Here is a 17531-nt window from a genome sequence, read left to right as displayed (position 1 = left end):
CCATTTCGCTGATCCGGGGCGGGAAGAATGAAGAGTAATCTGTCCGTTTAGCGCTGACCGGCAAAAAAACGCATCCTGCCACCACCACCCAACGCTTCCCCCCAACATAGTGAGACGTTCAGACATTCAACGTGATCGATGCTCCCCTCAGCGCCAGTCAAAATGGCGCCACAGGCAGGCAAACGTTACCGCACGTTATGACATCGGCGAGCAGAAACAGGGCAAAAAAACAGGTGCCAGAGCACCTGTGTTGAAACCTGTTTAGAGGAGTTGCGCGAGGCGATTGATATCAGACTGTATGGCGCCTGCCGTGACGTCACGACCCGCGCCAGGTCCGCGAATCACCAGAGGATTATCGCGATACCAGCGGCTGTCGATGGCAAACACATTATCGCAGGGCAGTAAGGCTGCCAGAGGATGCTCAGGACGAACGGCTTCCACACCCACACGTGCTTTGCCATTGGCATCAAACCGTGCCACGTAACGCAGGACCAGCCCCATTTCCTGAGCGGCTTCAAACCGTTGCAGCATCTGCTCATTAAGTTCGTCACCGTTCTCGAAGAAATGGTCGACGGATTCATCACAGTTCTGGGGCACCAGTGACTCGACGCGTACCTGATCGGGTTCAATGTTATAGCCCGCTTCACGGGCCAAAATGACCAGCTTACGCATCACATCCTCGCCAGACAGATCAACTCGCGGATCCGGCTCGGTTAAGCCCTGCTGCCATGCCTGATCCACCAGTTCGGTAAAGGGCACCGACCCGTCAAACTGCAGGAACAGCCAGGACAATGTGCCAGAGAAAATACCGCTAATCGACAGAATGGTATCGCCACTTTCACGCAGATCCCGCACCGTATGGTTGATGGGTAAACCTGCGCCTACGGTGGCGTTATATAACCAGTGACGCCCGGTTTTTTCGAAGGCATCGCGAATCTCACGCCAGGTTTGCGTGTCGGACGCGCCCGCAATCTTATTGGCGCTAATCACGTGGAAGCCATGACTGGCAAAATCCAGATACTGCTGTGCCAGTGGTTTACTGGCGGTGACGTCCAGCACCACAAGATCATCGTAAGGATGCGCCCGCATCCACAGAAACAGCGATTCTTCATCACGTGTTTCCGCTTCATCGTCAAAGAAGGCCAGCGCGCGGCTGGCATCAAGCCCGTCATAGTTCAGCAGGCTGCGTTGACTGTCGACCACACCCGCGAGCACAAATTCAAAACCGGTTCGTGCTGACAAGGTTTCCTGCTCACGCGCAAACAGTTCCAGCCAGCGTGAGCCGATATTGCCTTTGCCAAACAGCATCAGGCCAATTCGCTTTTCGGCACGGAACAGGGAGCTGTGTAAGCCCTGAATTAAATGCTGCGTCGGCCCCACGCGCAGGACCGCCACCACGCTGATATGTTCTGGCGACTGACAAACAAACTCAACCGGCTGATCTTTCAATTGCTGCCAGAAACGGTGCGTATGCAACGGATTACGAGTCACGCCTGCTCCGACCAGCGCTACCAGCGCTAAGCCATCACGTAACTGTAAATGCCCGGGTAAGCCTGCGTCCTGTAACAATGTGAAGGCGCTGTTAACCACTTCAGAGGTGTAACAGAGTTGCAGCAGCTGACGATCAGGATGAACGCCCATTGCCAGTGGGCGCATCTGCGCGCGCGTGAGCAACTGATCGATCTCTTTGCGCAGGAGCGTAAAATCGTGCTGCCCGGGAAGCTGGATTTCGACCAGACACACATCATCGTGACTGGTCACAATGCGTGCGCCCGTTCCGGAAGCGAGGACGCGCTCAATACGGGTTGAGCCCTGTTCTGGCTGATAGCTACAGCGCAACTGCAAATCGATGTCGCTGCCGGAAACGGGCTGTAAGGTGCGGGTATGCAGCACCGGTGCGGCGAGACGCGCCAGTTCACTGGCCTCATCAAGACGCAACAGCGGCAGCAGACAGGCATCAGAAACTTTACGTGGATCGGCACTGTAAACACCCGCCACATCACTCCAGATAGTGACGCGTCCCACACCGGCCAGCGCACCAATTTGTGTGGCGGAGTAATCAGAGCCATTACGCCCCAGCAACACGGTTTCACCCGCATCGTTGGCGCAGATAAAGCCCGTCACCACGATACGTTTATGGGGATGCTGGGCCAGCAGCGTTTGTAACAACGGCCAGGATTTTCCTTCATCAACCTGAGGCTGCGCGGCACGTTCTGCACGCAGAAAATCGCGCGCATCCAGCCAGCAGGCCTGCAGGTCGTGTTGATTCAGCACAGCGGACATTAAACGTGCCGACCAGACTTCACCATGGCCCACGACTTCCGCATAAACCGCGTCGGTAACGGTACCATCGAGTAATCCGGCAAGCTTCTCAAGATCGCGAATAAAGGCCGATATTAAAGGTTCGGCGATTTCGGCAGGCAACAGGGCACTGATGAGCTCACTCTGATAACGACGTAATGTCTGCTGCACCTGATGCGCGGACAAGCGGTCACTCTGGCTCAGTTTCAGCCAGCTAATCAGCTGATTGGTCGTTGAACCTGCGGCTGAGACCACCATCATGTCGCCTGGCTGGCTGTAATCCGCCATGATGCTGGCAACACGCTGGTAGCAGCGTGCATCGGCAAGGCTGCTGCCACCAAACTTGTGGAGCTGTCTGTTGTTTGGCGTTCCTGCGCCTGCTGAAATCGTCATGGTTAATCCTCTGCTGCGATCCGGAATGCATTATCCAAATCGGCAATTAAATCTTCGTGGTCTTCAATCCCCACAGAAATACGGAGCAATGTTTCAGAAATACCTGCTGCGGCACGGGCTTCTGCAGACATGCCAGCGTGCGTCATGGTCGCGGTATGCGAGATTAAGCTCTCAACGCCACCCAGTGATTCAGCCAGCGTAAACAGTTCAAGCGCTTTCAGGAAACGACGCAAGCGCGCTTCATCGCCATCCAGTTCGAAACTGAGCATGGCGCCAAACCCACGCTGCTGACGCGCAGCGACTTCATGCCCGGCATTTTCTGGCAGAGAAGGATGATACAACTTTTTCACCAGGGGCTGCTGCTTCAGATAAGCAACAATTTCTAACGCATTACGCTGAGCAGCGGCCATACGCGGACCCAGCGTACGCATACCACGTAACAGCAGGTAGCTGTCAAAAGCGGAACCGGTCACGCCAATATTATTCGCCCACCACGCCAGATCGGTCGCGACCTGAGGATCTTTGGCAATGACAGCGCCAGCCACGACATCGGAGTGCCCGTTTAAATATTTGGTACAGGAGTGAATAACCAGATCTGCGCCCAGCGCCAGCGGATTTTGCAGCGTCGGACTCATAAAGGTGTTGTCCACAACGCTTACTGCGCCTACTTTACGCGCGGCGTCGCAGATGGCCGCGATATCGACGACACGCAGCAGCGGGTTACTGGGGCTTTCTACTAATACGAGCTGAGGTTTCTCGTCCAGCGCAGCCTGTAGCGCGGCACTGTCGCCTTGATCGACAAACTTCACCCGATAAGCACCGCGCTTGCTTAAACTATCGAACAGACGGTAGCTGCCGCCATAGCAGTCGTGCGGTGCCACCAGCAAATCGCCAGGCTTCAGGAAAACCGTTGTGACCAGATGAATGGCGGACATACCGGTATTAGTCAATACCGCGCCCGCACCGCCTTCCAGCTCTGCCAGCGCGCGTTGCACAACGTCGCGCGTAGGATTACCACGACGAGAATAATCGTGGGCTCGCGGCTCATTGAAATCATGGAAGTTATAGGTGCTGGAAAGGTGGATGGGCGGGACAACGCAGCCATATTGCTCGTCGTCATTCAAACCGCTGCGCACTGCGATGGTTGCCTGTTTACGCGTCATAGGGCTAACTGTTCCTGAAGTGAGAAATAAACTGACCACAGGATATCAGCTTACATTTAGACGTCAATACATCTGGACATCCAAATGTCTTTGCGTATAGATTGAGCATGGCCGCAATAACCGCTAAAATTATGCGCCCATGCTGGCGTTCAACCCATTTTCTTCCTGTGTTGGACGAAGAAACCCGCCAGAGAAGGGGTCCGGTAGAAGAAAATCAGGCATAATCGGCTGATTTCGTAACTTTTAACTTTTATTGATTAAGGTATCCCATGGCTGAATGGAACGGCGAATATATCAGCCCGTACGCTGAGCACGGCAAGAAGAGCGAACAGGTTAAAAAAATCACGGTTTCTATTCCGTTGAGCGTGTTAAAGATTTTGACTGACGAACGGACACGTCGTCAGGTGAATAACCTGCGCCATGCGACCAACAGTGAGCTCCTGTGCGAAGCCTTCTTGCATGCTTTTACCGGACAACCGTTACCAAATGATGTCGATTTGCGTAAAGAACGTAACGACGAAATCCCGGAAGAAGCGAAGAAAATTATGCGCGAGATGGGCATTGACCCGGACACCTGGGAATACTGAGTCAGCCAGACATAAAAAAACCCAGCCTGAGCTGGGTTTTTCTTGCCGCCGAACAAATGTTCGAATGCCGTTTCTTATTTTTTGGTGCCTGGCACGCTGAAACGCTTGTTGAAGCGGTCAACGCGGCCACCAGTGGCAACTTCACGCTGCTTACCGGTGTAGAACGGGTGGCACTTACCACAAACGTCCAGGTTCAGTTCGTGAGTCAGCGTAGAGCGAGTGTGAATCACGTTACCGCAAGTACAGTTGATGGTAACTGCTTCGTATTTAGGGTGAATACCTTGTTTCATGGGAAACCTCATAGAAGGCCGTGTCGCTCTCCGCGCCAGGACGAAACCTGCGCAGCACCACACGCGATTGAACATTAATGGTGTACTCCGGTAAGGTCTTTCCTACCGAAGGCGGCATATTATACAGGCTAATGTTTGCTGCTGCAAATGTCGCCTGAGATATCCGTCCTGTGCGCCAGCGTGTACACTAATCGCCCTGTCAGATGAACCGGAAAGAGAAAGTTATGCCCGTTGTTCAGGTTGCCCTGCCCGTTCCCCTTCCCCGCCTTTTTGACTATCTGCCGCCTGAGGGTGTGCAGCCGGTGACTGGCGGTCGCGTGATCGTGCCGTTTGGTAACCGGAAAATGATCGGCATTGTGGTGGCGTTCTCTGACAGCAGCGATCTGGCGACCTCACAGCTTAAACAGGTGCTTACCGTCCTGGACAGGGAATCCCTGTTTCCGTCCTCTCTGTGGCGCATTCTTCACTGGGCAGCCGACTATTATCACTCTCCGCTGGGTGAGGTGCTCAGCCATGCCATTCCGGTACTCCTCAGACAAGGTAAACCGGCTCAGGATGATCCCCTGTGGCGCTGGGAAATCACGGAACAGGGCCGCGCGACGTCCCCGGAAAGTCTTAAACGCGCGCCCAGGCAGCAGCAAGGTCTGGCGGTGCTGCGCCAGCAACCGCTCTATCGTCATGAAGTCAGTGAACATGACCTGACCGAGGCGGCTATGCAGGCGTTGCGCGCGAAAGGGCTTTGCGAATTGCACGAGCACCAGCCGCAAATGCATGACTGGCGAACCGCGTTTGCGGTAAAGGGTGAGCGTCTGCGCCTGAACACCGATCAGGCGACTGCGGTGGGCGCCATTCGGGGAGAAGATGAGCACTATGCCGCCTGGCTGCTGGCAGGAATTACAGGTTCCGGTAAAACCGAGGTGTATCTCAGCGTACTGGAAAATGTGCTGGCGCGGGGGAAACAGGCACTGGTGCTGGTACCGGAAATTGGCCTGACGCCACAAACCATTGCCCGTTTCCGTGAACGTTTTGACGCGCCGGTGGATGTCCTGCATTCGGGACTTAATGACAGCGAGCGTCTGTCCGTGTGGCTGCGGGCGCGACGGGGGGAAAACGCCATTATTATTGGTACGCGTTCCGCGCTCTTTACTCCCATGGCGCGACCGGGCGTGATCATTATTGATGAAGAGCACGACAGTTCCTATAAGCAACAGGAAGGCTGGCGCTATCAGGCACGGGATCTGGCTGTCTTCCGCGCGCATGAAGAAAACATTCCTGTAGTCATGGGATCCGCAACGCCGGCACTGGAAACCCTGCATAACGTGCGTAACGGTAAATATCGCCAGCTTGATCTGATGAAGCGTGCCGGCAATGCTAAACCGGCACTGCAGCAGTTGATCGACCTGAAAGGGGCACAACTTACTGGTGGCCTGGCACCCGCCCTGATCTTCAAAATGCGTCAGCACCTGAAAGCCGATAACCAGGTTCTGCTGTTTCTGAACCGCCGCGGTTTTTCGCCGGCTCTGCTCTGTCACGATTGCGGCTGGATCGCCGAATGCCAGCGCTGCGACCGTTATTACACGCTGCATCAGCATCACCGCCAGTTGCGTTGCCACCACTGTGACAGTCAACGACCACTGCCGCATCAGTGCCCGCAATGTGGTTCAACACATTTACTGCCGGTCGGTGTGGGCACGGAACAGCTGGAGCAACAGCTGGGCACCCTTTTTCCCGGCGTCCCTGTCTCACGCATTGACCGTGATACCACCAGCCGAAAAGGCGCTCTTGAACAGCACCTCGCCGACGTTCATCGCGGGGGCGCGCGTATTCTGGTTGGCACGCAGATGCTGGCAAAAGGTCATCATTTCCCGGATGTGACCTTAGTGTCGCTGCTGGATGTAGACGGTGCCTTGTTCTCAGCCGATTTCCGTGCTGCGGAGCGCTTTGCTCAACTGTATACCCAGGTGGCCGGACGTGCCGGACGTGCCGGTAAGCAAGGTGAGGTTTTACTGCAAACCCATCATCCTGATCATCCCCTGCTGCAAACGCTGCTGCATCAGGGCTACTTCGCTTTCGCACAACAAACGTTGCTGGAGCGCCAGTCGGTCTTTTTACCTCCCTGGACGCACCATGCCTTATTCCGGGCAGAAGACATGGATAATCATCAGGCTGCAGAATTTCTGCAACAGCTACGCAATATGCTGGAAGCCAGCCCGCATAACGATGCGTCAATGTGGTTTATGGGCCCGTTACCTGCCTTGCAGCCTAAACGCAGTGGCCGCTGGCGCTGGCAGTTACTGGTTCAGCATCCCTCGCGTAAACGCCTGCAACAGTTGCTGAGCAGTTCGTTACCGCTGGTCACAACCTTGCCCGCCTCACGAAAGGTGAAGTGGACGCTGGATGTCGATCCTACCGAAAGTTAAGGCCGGCCAGGTTGCGAGCGGGATCGAAATACGTCGCATAAGTCACAATTTTTATGCAAATTAAGTAACAGCCTTGTTGGCCAATCGATAACAATAGTGCCCGGCTTGTTTTTATACCCGTCGATACGAACGTTGAATGCGCGATTACGCATCAGGAGCATGTGTTGGATCAGAATCAACCGCCGGCCGCCGCCACCATGAAAGACGTCGCAGAAAAAGCCGGCGTCTCCACTGCTACCGTGTCGCGTGCGCTGATGAATCCCGAAAAAGTCTCTTCGGCCACCCGTCAAAAGGTGGAACAGGCCGTCGCGGCCGTAGGCTATGCGTCGCAAAGCATGACACGACATTCCCGGCGCAACGACACACAAACGATTTTGTTGATCGTCCCCAATATCTGCGATCCCTTTTTCAGCGACATTATTCGCGGCGTTGAAGTCGCCGCCTCAGAAGCCGGTTATCTCGTGCTTATCGGCGATTGTGCGCATCAGAAACCGCAGGCGTGGACATTTCTCAACCTGATACTGACACGTCAGATTGATGGCATGGTGCTGCTGGGCGCGCAGTTGCCTTTTGACGTCAGCCCGGACGAACAACGTAATCTTCCGCCCATGGTGATGGCGATTGAGTTCGATCCCGAGATGTCGTTGCCGACGGTGAATATCGACAATCTTACCTCCTCATTTGTTGCCGTTAACCATCTGCTGGAGTTAGGCCATAAACGCATCGCCTGCCTGGCCGGTCCGGAAGATGTCGCCCTGTGTCAGTATCGTCTGCAGGGCTACGTACAGGCGTTACGACGCAGCGGGATTAGCGTCGATCCGACCTGTATTGTTCGGGGAGATTTCACTTTCGAATCAGGTGTGGCCGCGATCAATCAGCTCATGACCTTAGCCGAGCCCCCGCAGGCCCTGTTTTGTCACAGCGATATCATGGCCATCGGTGCCATCAGTCAGGCAAAAAAACTGGGCTTACGTGTGCCGGAAGACCTGTCCGTGGTGGGATTCGATGACATCGAGCTGTCGCGCTACTGCGAACCGCCGCTGACCACGGTGAAACAACCCTGTTTTGACATTGGCCGGGAAGCGGTGCTGTTACTGCTGAACGAACTTCAGGGGAAAGGCACGCGGAGCGGGTCAAAGTTACTCGACGCAGAATTAGTGATACGCGGTAGCACAACATTGGCAAAAATGGGGCGTTGATACAGAAAATGTTCCGCTATTTTCAGGAGATTCTTAGGGCTATCATTGCTGGTCAAAGTTCCAGCCCTTAAGTAACATGGCGGGCTCCTTGCCGGGCGTGTGGTAACAACGGATTCGCCCAAATGGCATCATATTTTGAAGGGTATCAGGACGAGAGTGGCACAAAAAGATTATGTAGGCCGCGGGCGTTCAACAGGGACGCGTCGCAAGAAAAGCCCCAGCCGTGGTAAAAAAACGAAAAGCGGTTCAGGCACCTCTAAACTTATGATTGTACTGGCGGTGGCTGTATTAGTGACCTTTGCCGGTGGTTTATGGTTCCTTGCGCATCATAAGAAGGAAGATGTGCCGGTCATTACGGATCATAAAGCCAACGGTAATGGCTTGCCGCCCAAGCCTGAAGAACGCTGGAAATACATAAAAGAGCTTGAAAATCGTCAGGTTACCGTTCCAACGCCCAGCGAACCAACCTCGGGTGGCGAAGTCCAGTCACATACCCAGTTGACGGATGAGCAACGTCAGTTGCTGGAACAAATGCAGGCAGATATGCGCCAGCAGCCTACCCAGTTGAACGAAGTCCCGTGGAACGAGCAAACCCCGGCACAGCGGCAGCAAACGCTGCAACATCAACAACAGGTTCAGCAATACCAGCATCAACAACAGGTGCAACAATTCCAGCGTCAGCAACAGCAGGTGCAGCAACGTCAGCAGCAGGTACAACAGCCGCGCCAGCAGATTCAGGAACAACATACGCAGCGCCAGCAACAGCAGAATACCCAGCAGCAGTCACAACCTGCGCCGGTGACACGCGAACCTACCGCCCAGCCTAAGACACAGGATACGGCGAAAACGAAACCTGCTGAAAAAGCGGCATCGCAACGCTGGATGGTGCAGTGCGGTTCGTTCAAGGGAACAGAACAGGCTGAATCCGTGCGTGCTGCCCTGGCGTTCGAAGGTTTTGAAAGTCGCCTCACCTCCGGCGGCGGCTGGAACCGTGTGGTGGTAGGGCCCTTTAAAGATCGGGCCAGTGCCGACAGTACGCTGAAACGTCTGCGTGCGTCAGGCCATTCCGGCTGCATTCCGCTCGCCATTGGGGGTTGAAACCCGTCAAACCCGCCCCATATCTGTCTGCATGATCCTCCGCGCCTTGTGCGCGGAGCTTTTTTCCGACAGTAAAAGGGGTCTGCCCGTGACAACAATAGTAAGTGTTCGACGCAACGGCCAGGTAGTGATTGGCGGTGATGGCCAGGCTACGCTCGGTAATACCGTAATGAAAGGCAACGTTAAAAAAGTGCGTCGTCTTTACAACGATAAAGTCATTGCTGGCTTCGCTGGCGGTACCGCCGATGCCTTTACCCTGTTTGAACTCTTCGAACGTAAACTTGAAATGCATCAGGGCCATCTGGTGAAAGCGGCCGTTGAGCTGGCGAAAGACTGGCGCACCGATCGGATGTTGCGCCGTCTTGAAGCGCTACTGGCGGTGGCCGATGAATCCGCCTCGCTGATTATCAGTGGTAATGGTGACGTCATTCAGCCTGAAAACGATCTTATTGCCATCGGTTCAGGCGGTCCCTTCGCTCAGGCGGCGGCGCGCGCACTCCTGGAGAATACAGAGCTGGGCGCACGTGACATCGTTGAGAAATCGCTGAATATCGCTGGCGATATTTGCATCTACACTAACCACAACGTTAATTTTGAAGAATTAACGTCTAAGTCGTAAGGATTTAACCATGTCTGAAATGACTCCACGCGAAATCGTCAGCGAACTGAACCGCTTTATCATTGGTCAGGACAGCGCCAAGCGTGCCGTGGCCATCGCGCTGCGTAATCGCTGGCGCCGTATGCAGCTTGATGAAGAGTTGCGTCACGAAGTGACACCGAAAAACATTCTCATGATCGGCCCGACCGGTGTAGGTAAAACGGAAATTGCTCGCCGACTGGCAAAACTGGCTAACGCCCCCTTCATCAAGGTGGAAGCCACCAAGTTCACCGAAGTGGGTTATGTCGGTAAAGAAGTCGACTCCATCATTCGCGACCTGACGGACTCCGCGATTAAAATGGTGCGCAGCCAGGCCATTGAGAAGAACAAATACCGCGCAGAAGAAATGGCGGAAGAGCGCATCCTGGATGTCCTCATCCCGCCGGCAAAAAATAACTGGGGACAGGCTGAACACACCAGTGAGCCCTCATCTGCGCGTCAGTCTTTCCGTAAGAAGCTGCGTGAAGGCCAGCTTGATGATAAAGAAATCGAGATCGACTTAGCCGTAACAGGGCCGGGTGTAGAAATCATGGCACCGCCGGGCATGGAAGAGATGACCAGCCAGCTACAGTCCATGTTCCAGAATCTGGGTGGTCAAAAGCAAAAGCCACGCAAACTCAAAATCAAAGAAGCGATGAAGCTGTTGATTGAAGAGGAAGCGGCTAAGCTGGTTAACCCGGAAGAACTGAAACAGGATGCTATCGACGCGGTTGAACAGCACGGCATCGTCTTCATCGATGAGATCGATAAGATCTGTAAACGCGGCGGCCAAAACGCCGGTGGCCCCGATGTTTCGCGCGAAGGTGTCCAGCGCGACCTGCTGCCACTGGTAGAGGGCTGTACCGTGTCGACAAAGCATGGCATGGTTAAAACTGACCATATCCTGTTTATCGCCTCGGGCGCATTCCAGGTGGCCAGCCCGTCTGATTTGATTCCTGAGCTGCAGGGCCGTTTACCGATTCGCGTTGAACTGCAGGCGCTGACGGTCAATGATTTCGAGCGCATTCTGACTGAACCAAATGCCTCCGTCACCGTACAGTACAAAGCACTGATGAATACCGAAGGCGTGAACATCCACTTCACCGACGATGGTATTCGCCGTATCGCGGAAGCGGCCTGGCAGGTCAACGAAACGACCGAAAACATCGGTGCGCGTCGTCTGCATACCGTGCTGGAGCGCCTGATGGAAGATATTTCTTACGATGCCAGCGATCGCAGTGGAGAGTCCGTAACCATCGATGCTGATTACGTCGGCAAGCATCTGGATGAACTGGTTGCAGATGAAGATTTAAGCCGCTTTATTCTGTAACACTCCGCATCCATGCGTTGTATCAAAGCCCAGACATTACGTCTGGGCTTTTTTCTGCATGCGCTTGATGCAGGACCGTTTTTTTACGGTTGATGATTTTGCCAACAATTAGCATAAAGCGATATACTTAGCGCTCCTGTGGCAAACAGACGAAACCCTTATGAAATACGATACTTCTGAACTCTGCGACATCTACCACGAAGAAGTGAATGTTGTTGAACCGCTTTTCTCAAATTTCGGTGGGCGGACCTCATTCGGCGGTCAGATAACCACAGTGAAATGCTTTGAAGATAACGGCCTGCTTTACGATCTGTTGGAAGAGAATGGCCGGGGTCGCGTACTGTTAATTGATGGCGGCGGTTCAGTGCGCCGTGCGTTAGTGGATGCACAACTTGCGCGTCTGGCAGCACAGAATGAGTGGGAAGGCATCGTCGTTTACGGTTCAGTTCGTCAGGTTGACGAACTGGAAGAGCTGGAAATTGGTATCCAGGCCATTGCAGCCATTCCGGTGGGCGCAGCGGGCGAAGGGATTGGTGAAAGCGATGTGCGCGTGAATTTTGGTGGCGTCACTTTTTTCTCAGGCGATCACCTGTATGCAGACAACACCGGTATGATTTTGTCGGAAGACCCGCTTGATATTGAATAATGTCTGCAAACGAAAACGGGTGCCAGTGGCACCCGTTTTTGTATCAGCAGAGGCTTAAACCTCTTCCATTTTTCCCAACAAGGCACGCAGGCGTTCTTGCCAGACATGCTGCTCCTCTTTCAGATGCTGATTTTCACGCATCAGAGCTTCGTGGTTGCCGGCTGCGTTCTGCGCCTCATTACGCAGGTTGTTGTTCTGCTCTTTCAGCTCTTCAATTTCCATTTGCAGCAAGGTGATAGTATCAATCGCCTGCTGTACTTTCGCTTCCAGTTTCTCAAACACTTCAAATGACATCTTTCTGACCTCTCCTAAAATCCTGCAAGGCGTTGATGATGCCAGCTTTCGCACACAAGGCGTTTACCAGCAACGTTGTCCCGATTGTATGTAGCCTCATCCCGCAAGTCCAGCAACGCAGGCCTGCAGTCCACTGTCAGTACCACTTTTCAGCCTATCCCTAAAAACCACTTTTTGCTGCGCGCATTACTGTCAGAGCCTGAAGAAAGCCCGCAGAAAGGCACTCAATGGCGCTTAAAGAAAACTGAAACACGCGAAAACGCGCATTTTTTTGACGCGCCACACAAAAATCAATTTCGCTATTTCTCGTTTATGCTCGTTAACGATAAATTAACATCAGCCCTACAACGAAGATGGGTGACTCACGGACTGAGAACAAAAACTGATAAAATTTAACCTCGCTTCAGGAACAACTATCATGAGTCAGACTACAACCACACTCAAAGGTCAGTGTATTGCCGAATTTCTGGGTACCGGTTTGATCCTGTTTTTCGGCGCGGGTTGTGTTGCCGCGCTTAAGCTGGCTGGCGCCTCTTTTGGCCAATGGGAAATCTGTATCGTCTGGGGTTTAGCCGTTTCAATGGCGGTCTACCTCAGTGCTGGCGTATCAGGCGCCCACCTCAATCCAGCCGTTACGATTGCACTTTGTCTTTTCGCTAATTTTGAAGGCCGTAAAGTCGTGCCTTATATCCTGTCTCAGGTCGCAGGCGCATTCTGTGGCGCAGCGCTGGTATATGGTCTTTACTACAGCTTGTTTATCAATTTCGAACAAAGTCATAACATAGTGCGCGGTTCAGTTGAAAGCCTGAGTCTGGCCGGCATTTTCTCTACCTATCCAAATCCACAGATTTCCGTGGGCCAGGCGTTCCTGGTAGAAATGGTCATCACCGCGGTATTGATGTCTGTGATTATGGCGCTGACGGATGACGGCAACGGCGTTCCACGTGGTCCAATGGCACCCCTGTTGATTGGCCTGCTGGTAGCGGTGATTGGCGGTTCAATGGGTCCACTGACCGGCTTTGCGCTGAACCCGGCTCGTGATTTCGGACCTAAAGTTTTCGAATGGCTGGCTGGCTGGGGCTCCGTTGCCTTTACGGGCGGCCATCAGATCCCTTATTTCCTTGTGCCAATTTTTGGTCCACTGGTCGGTGCTTGCCTGGGTGCCTTTGGTTATCGCGCCCTGATTGGTCGCCATTTGCCCGGCGCGGTGATTGCCTCACCCACTACTGACAAACCGATTGCGTCCGCGCATGAACGTAAAGCGTAAGTTCCACTTTTATCATCAGGAATGAATTTATGACTACCACCGATAAAAAATACATCGTCGCTCTGGATCAGGGCACAACCAGTTCACGCGCTGTTGTGCTGGATCATGACGCTAACATTGTGGCGGTATCGCAACGCGAATTTACTCAAATCTATCCCAAAGCGGGCTGGGTAGAACATGACCCTATGGATATTTGGGCGTCCCAGAGTTCAACGCTCGTAGAAGTGCTGGCCCATGCTGATATTCGTTCTGATGAAATCGCCGCTATCGGCATTACGAACCAGCGTGAAACGACCATCGTCTGGGATAAAGAAACGGGCAAGCCGGTTTATAATGCCATTGTCTGGCAGGATCCCCGTACCGCTGACTACTGTCACAAGCTGAAGAGTGAAGGGCTGGAAGAATACATTCAGCACACCACGGGTCTGGTGATTAACCCCTACTTCTCCGGCACCAAAGTGAAATGGATTCTTGATAACGTTGAAGGTGCGCGTGAGCGTGCAAAACGTGGCGAATTGCTGTTCGGTACTGTGGATACCTGGCTGGTCTGGAAAATGACTCAGGGACGTGTGCATATCTCCGATTACACGAATGCCTCACGTACCATGTTGTTCAACATCCACACACTTGAGTGGGATCAACGCCTGTTGGATGTTCTTGATATCCCGCGTGAAATGTTACCCGAAGTGAAATCTTCGTCTGAAGTATACGGACAGACTAACATCGGTGGTAAAGGCGGTACGCGTATTCCTATCGCCGGTATTGCAGGCGACCAGCAGGCTGCGCTTTACGGTCAAATGTGCGTGCAGCCGGGAATGGCGAAAAACACCTACGGCACCGGCTGCTTTATGCTGATGAACACCGGTACCGAAGCGGTGACTTCAACGCATGGTCTGCTGACGACTATTGCCTGCGGCCCGCGTGGAGAAGTGAACTACGCGCTGGAAGGTGCCGTCTTTATCGGTGGCGCAGCCATTCAGTGGTTACGCGATGAGATGAAGTTGATTAGCGATGCGGCTGACTCTGAATACTTCGCGATGAAAGTGAAAGATTCTAACGGCGTATATATGGTGCCAGCCTTTACCGGTCTGGGCGCACCTTACTGGGATCCCTATGCGCGTGGTGCGCTGTTCGGTCTGACACGTGGTGCGAATGCAAACCACATCATCCGTGCAACGCTGGAGTCCATCGCTTACCAGACGCGTGACGTCCTGGAAGCCATGCAAAACGATGCAAACACACGTCTTCAGTCACTCCGTGTCGACGGTGGTGCGGTTGCCAATAACTTCCTGATGCAGTTCCAGTCTGACATTCTGGGTACGCGCGTTGAGCGTCCTGAAGTGCGCGAAGTCACAGCACTGGGTGCCGCGTATCTGGCGGGTCTGGCCGTTGGCTTCTGGAAAGACCTGGATGAAGTCCGTGCTAAGGCTGTCGTTGAGCGCGAATTCCGTCCAACGCTTGAAACCACAGAGCGTAACTTCCGCTACGCCGGCTGGAAAAAAGCCGTTGCGCGCGCGCAAGCGTGGGAAGAAAAAGAGTAATCTGCCCTATGCCCGTGACCTCGGCTGTCACGGGCCTTTTCCCCGCCTTCTCCCTCCGCTACACTGCCTGCCTGTTTTTTGTCAGGTGCCTACAATGAAACGAGAACTTGCCATTGAATTTTCCCGCGTAACCGAAGCTGCCGCGCTGGCAGGCTATAAATGGTTAGGACGCGGCGACAAAAACGCGGCCGACGGTGCGGCGGTCCATGCCATGCGTCACGTCTTAAATACCATCCAGATCGATGGCCAGATTGTGATTGGCGAAGGGGAAATCGACGAAGCCCCGATGCTTTATATCGGCGAGAAAGTGGGAACCGGCCAGGGTGACGCGGTAGATATTGCGGTCGATCCCATTGAAGGCACACGCATGACGGCGATGGGACAAGCCAATGCGCTTGCCGTCATGGCCGTAGGCGATAAAGGCACCTTTCTTCATGCGCCTGACATGTATATGGAGAAGCTTATCGTGGGTCCGGCGGCGCGCGGCCATATAAATCTGGATCAACCGCTTGAGCTTAACCTGCGTAATATCGCGATCGCCATGAATAAACCGCTCTCAGAGCTCACCGTATCGATTCTGGCCAAGCCGCGCCATGACGCTGTCATCCAACAGCTTAAAGCGCTGGGCGTACGCATTTTTGCCTTTCCCGATGGCGACGTTGCGGCATCCATACTGACCTGTATGCCGGACAGTGAAGTTGACGTGATGTACGGGATTGGCGGCGCGCCTGAAGGCGTGGTTTCAGCCGCCGTTATCCGTGCGCTGGATGGTGATATGCAAGGCAGATTACTGGCACGTCACCATGTGAAAGGTGACACGGAGGAAAACCGCCGCATTGGCGAATATGAGCTGAAACGGTGTGCTGGTATGGGAATCGAAGCAGGAAAGGTCCTGCCACTTCAGACGATGGCGCGCAATGATAATGTCGTTTTTGCGGCTACCGGCATCACCAGCGGCGACCTGCTGAAAGGTATTACTCGTCAGGGCAATATGGCCACCAGCGAAACGCTGTTAATACGCGGCAAATCGCGCACGATTCGCCGCATTCAGTCTGTACATTATCTCGACCGTAAAGATCCAGCTCTGCACCCTTTTATCCTGTAACCGCCTGATTGTCACCTGCTGGCTGGCGCGAAAGCGGTAGCCAGCAGAGCAGCATCACCAGCGCCGTGACGAACATCAGCATGCCAAGACTGAACTGATCGCGCTGTGGCATCAACGCCGACAAAGAAGCGACCAGCCCGGACCCCAGGTTCTGCATACCACCAATCAATGCACCCGCGCTTCCTGCCAGCCAGGCATAGGGTTCCATGGCACCCGATGTCGCCAGGGGAAACAGCATCCCCGCGCCAAAGAAGAACAGCGATGCCGGTATCAATAACGTCCAGATAGTCATGATGCCAAACCAGGCAGGCACCCACATCAGCACTGCTGCCAGCAGGCAACTGTTGACGCCAAACCACATCAGGCTGTGCCAGGAACGCTGCTCACGCCCGGCAAACCATGCCCCAAAGAAGGCGGCCGGGATGGGCAGAATGAACAAGATACTGACGGTAAAACTGTTCAGACCCAGTACGCCGCCCAGCAGCACACCACAGCTGGCCTCAAAGACGGCAATGCCTGACAGCGCACCAATCAGCAGTACCAGATAGCGGACAAAATTCGCATCGCGTAACAGACGAATGTAACGTTTAAGGAACGGCGTTACTTCGGCGCTGACCGGGCGTGTTTCCGGCAACCAGCACGCCATAGTCACCGTCACGATCATGCATAACAGCAGTAAAAAAGCGAAACAGGCATGCCAGCCAAACAGTTGTGTCAACGCTGCGCCAATCACTGGCGCGACTAACGGGCTGGCAAGCACGCCCATGTTGAGCCAGCTGTTCGCCTGACGTAACGCATGGCCATTATAGAGGTCGCGCGGCATGGTCCGCGCCATCACCCCGGCCACGCCAGTGCCCGCGCCCTGAATCGCACTGCCAATGACCAGCATATCCAGTGATGAAGCCAGTAAGGCGATCATTGATCCGATCATAAAGATCGCCATGCCCGCCAGGATCACCGGACGGCGTCCTACGCTGTCAGACAACGGGCCATAGATCAGCTGCGATCCACCATAGGTCATTAAATAGGCCGCCATGACATGTTGCATCATGCCGTTACGCACCTGCAGTGCGTCCGCCATTGCCGCCATTGCCGGCACATAAATGGTCTGAGCCATCTGCCCTACTGCGACCAATGCGATGAGCATGATCAACAACGGGCGATTTTCTATCTTCTTCATCATCATTGAACAAAAATTCTGTATGAAAAGGAACGTTTAAACAGCACAACTAACGGCTGAAACAGGTTGTGGCAGGAAAA

At 54.0% G+C, this 17531-nt stretch carries 15 protein-coding genes; 10 read left to right on the top strand and 5 right to left on the bottom strand.

The window, feature by feature from the left end; genetic code table 11:
- Positions 1 to 261 precede the first annotated feature (261 nt).
- Together GC087_RS00900 and metB are read right to left on the bottom strand one after the other, a co-directional pair.
- Positions 262 to 2694 (bottom strand): bifunctional aspartate kinase/homoserine dehydrogenase II, encoded by a 2433-nt coding sequence (locus GC087_RS00900; RefSeq protein ID WP_033738110.1) that lies wholly within the window; start codon positions 2692 to 2694, stop codon positions 262 to 264.
- A 2-nt stretch (positions 2695 to 2696) separates the two neighbouring features.
- Positions 2697 to 3857: a cystathionine gamma-synthase gene (metB, locus tag GC087_RS00895; RefSeq protein ID WP_006121311.1), complete on the bottom strand. Its 1161-nt coding sequence runs from the start codon at positions 3855 to 3857 to the stop codon at positions 2697 to 2699.
- 269 nt (positions 3858 to 4126) lie between these two features.
- Here metB and metJ point away from each other — a divergent pair, with 269 nt between their 5' ends.
- Positions 4127 to 4444, top strand: a complete 318-nt coding sequence (gene metJ, locus GC087_RS00890; RefSeq protein ID WP_006121309.1) for a met regulon transcriptional regulator MetJ — start codon at positions 4127 to 4129, stop codon at positions 4442 to 4444.
- A 74-nt stretch (positions 4445 to 4518) separates the two neighbouring features.
- Here the strand turns inward: metJ and rpmE are convergent, their stop codons facing one another.
- Positions 4519 to 4734, bottom strand: coding sequence for a 50S ribosomal protein L31 (gene rpmE, locus GC087_RS00885; RefSeq protein WP_006121308.1), 216 nt, complete (start codon positions 4732 to 4734; stop codon positions 4519 to 4521).
- A 224-nt stretch (positions 4735 to 4958) separates the two neighbouring features.
- On the opposite strand from rpmE, the gene priA reads away from it, so the two are divergent.
- From priA to rraA, 6 genes are all read left to right on the top strand, one after another.
- Positions 4959 to 7154 carry a primosomal protein N' gene (gene priA, locus GC087_RS00880; protein ID WP_058701582.1) on the top strand — a complete coding sequence of 732 codons (2196 nt, stop codon included), beginning with the start codon at positions 4959 to 4961 and terminating at the stop codon, positions 7152 to 7154.
- Between the two features lie 164 nt (positions 7155 to 7318).
- A complete protein-coding gene (gene cytR, locus GC087_RS00875) occupies positions 7319 to 8353 on the top strand; it encodes a DNA-binding transcriptional regulator CytR (RefSeq protein ID WP_058701581.1) in 1035 nt (344 codons plus the stop codon).
- A gap of 156 nt (positions 8354 to 8509) precedes the next feature.
- The gene (gene ftsN / locus GC087_RS00870; protein ID WP_006121304.1) at positions 8510 to 9451 is read left to right on the top strand and encodes a cell division protein FtsN; all 942 of its coding nucleotides are present in this window, start codon (positions 8510 to 8512) and stop codon (positions 9449 to 9451) included.
- Positions 9452 to 9539: 88 nt separating this feature from the next.
- Entirely contained in the window at positions 9540 to 10070 is a 531-nt protein-coding gene (gene hslV, locus GC087_RS00865) for an ATP-dependent protease subunit HslV (protein WP_006121303.1), read from the top strand.
- Positions 10071 to 10080: 10 nt separating this feature from the next.
- On the top strand, positions 10081 to 11418 hold the full coding sequence (gene hslU, locus GC087_RS00860; protein WP_006121302.1) for an ATP-dependent protease ATPase subunit HslU: 1338 nt from the start codon (positions 10081 to 10083) through the stop codon (positions 11416 to 11418).
- 160 nt (positions 11419 to 11578) lie between these two features.
- Positions 11579 to 12064 carry a ribonuclease E activity regulator RraA gene (gene rraA / locus GC087_RS00855; RefSeq protein ID WP_006121301.1) on the top strand — a complete coding sequence of 162 codons (486 nt, stop codon included), beginning with the start codon at positions 11579 to 11581 and terminating at the stop codon, positions 12062 to 12064.
- Positions 12065 to 12118: 54 nt separating this feature from the next.
- Here the strand turns inward: rraA and zapB are convergent, their stop codons facing one another.
- The gene (gene zapB / locus GC087_RS00850) at positions 12119 to 12358 is read right to left on the bottom strand and encodes a cell division protein ZapB (protein ID WP_006121300.1); all 240 of its coding nucleotides are present in this window, start codon (positions 12356 to 12358) and stop codon (positions 12119 to 12121) included.
- Positions 12359 to 12776: 418 nt separating this feature from the next.
- Between zapB and GC087_RS00845 the strand changes: the two genes are divergently transcribed.
- From GC087_RS00845 to glpX, 3 genes are all read left to right on the top strand, one after another.
- Entirely contained in the window at positions 12777 to 13625 is an 849-nt protein-coding gene (locus GC087_RS00845) for an MIP/aquaporin family protein (RefSeq protein ID WP_324029431.1), read from the top strand.
- Positions 13626 to 13654: 29 nt separating this feature from the next.
- A complete protein-coding gene (glpK, locus tag GC087_RS00840) occupies positions 13655 to 15166 on the top strand; it encodes a glycerol kinase GlpK (RefSeq protein ID WP_039342527.1) in 1512 nt (503 codons plus the stop codon).
- 94 nt (positions 15167 to 15260) lie between these two features.
- Positions 15261 to 16271, top strand: coding sequence for a class II fructose-bisphosphatase (glpX, locus tag GC087_RS00835; protein ID WP_006121296.1), 1011 nt, complete (start codon positions 15261 to 15263; stop codon positions 16269 to 16271).
- Here the strand turns inward: glpX and emrD are convergent.
- The gene (gene emrD, locus GC087_RS00830; RefSeq protein ID WP_269751336.1) at positions 16261 to 17454 is read right to left on the bottom strand and encodes a multidrug efflux MFS transporter EmrD; all 1194 of its coding nucleotides are present in this window, start codon (positions 17452 to 17454) and stop codon (positions 16261 to 16263) included. The two genes, glpX and emrD, sit on opposite strands and share 11 nt — an antisense overlap.
- Positions 17455 to 17531: the final 77 nt, after the last annotated feature.

Origin of the sequence: Pantoea sp. JZ2 (genome assembly GCF_035191405.1) — a bacterium.
Classification (GTDB): Bacteria; Pseudomonadota; Gammaproteobacteria; order Enterobacterales; family Enterobacteriaceae; genus Pantoea; species Pantoea stewartii.
The sequence above is the reverse complement of the archived record's forward strand: the minus strand, read 5'-3'. Positions and strand labels throughout refer to the sequence as shown.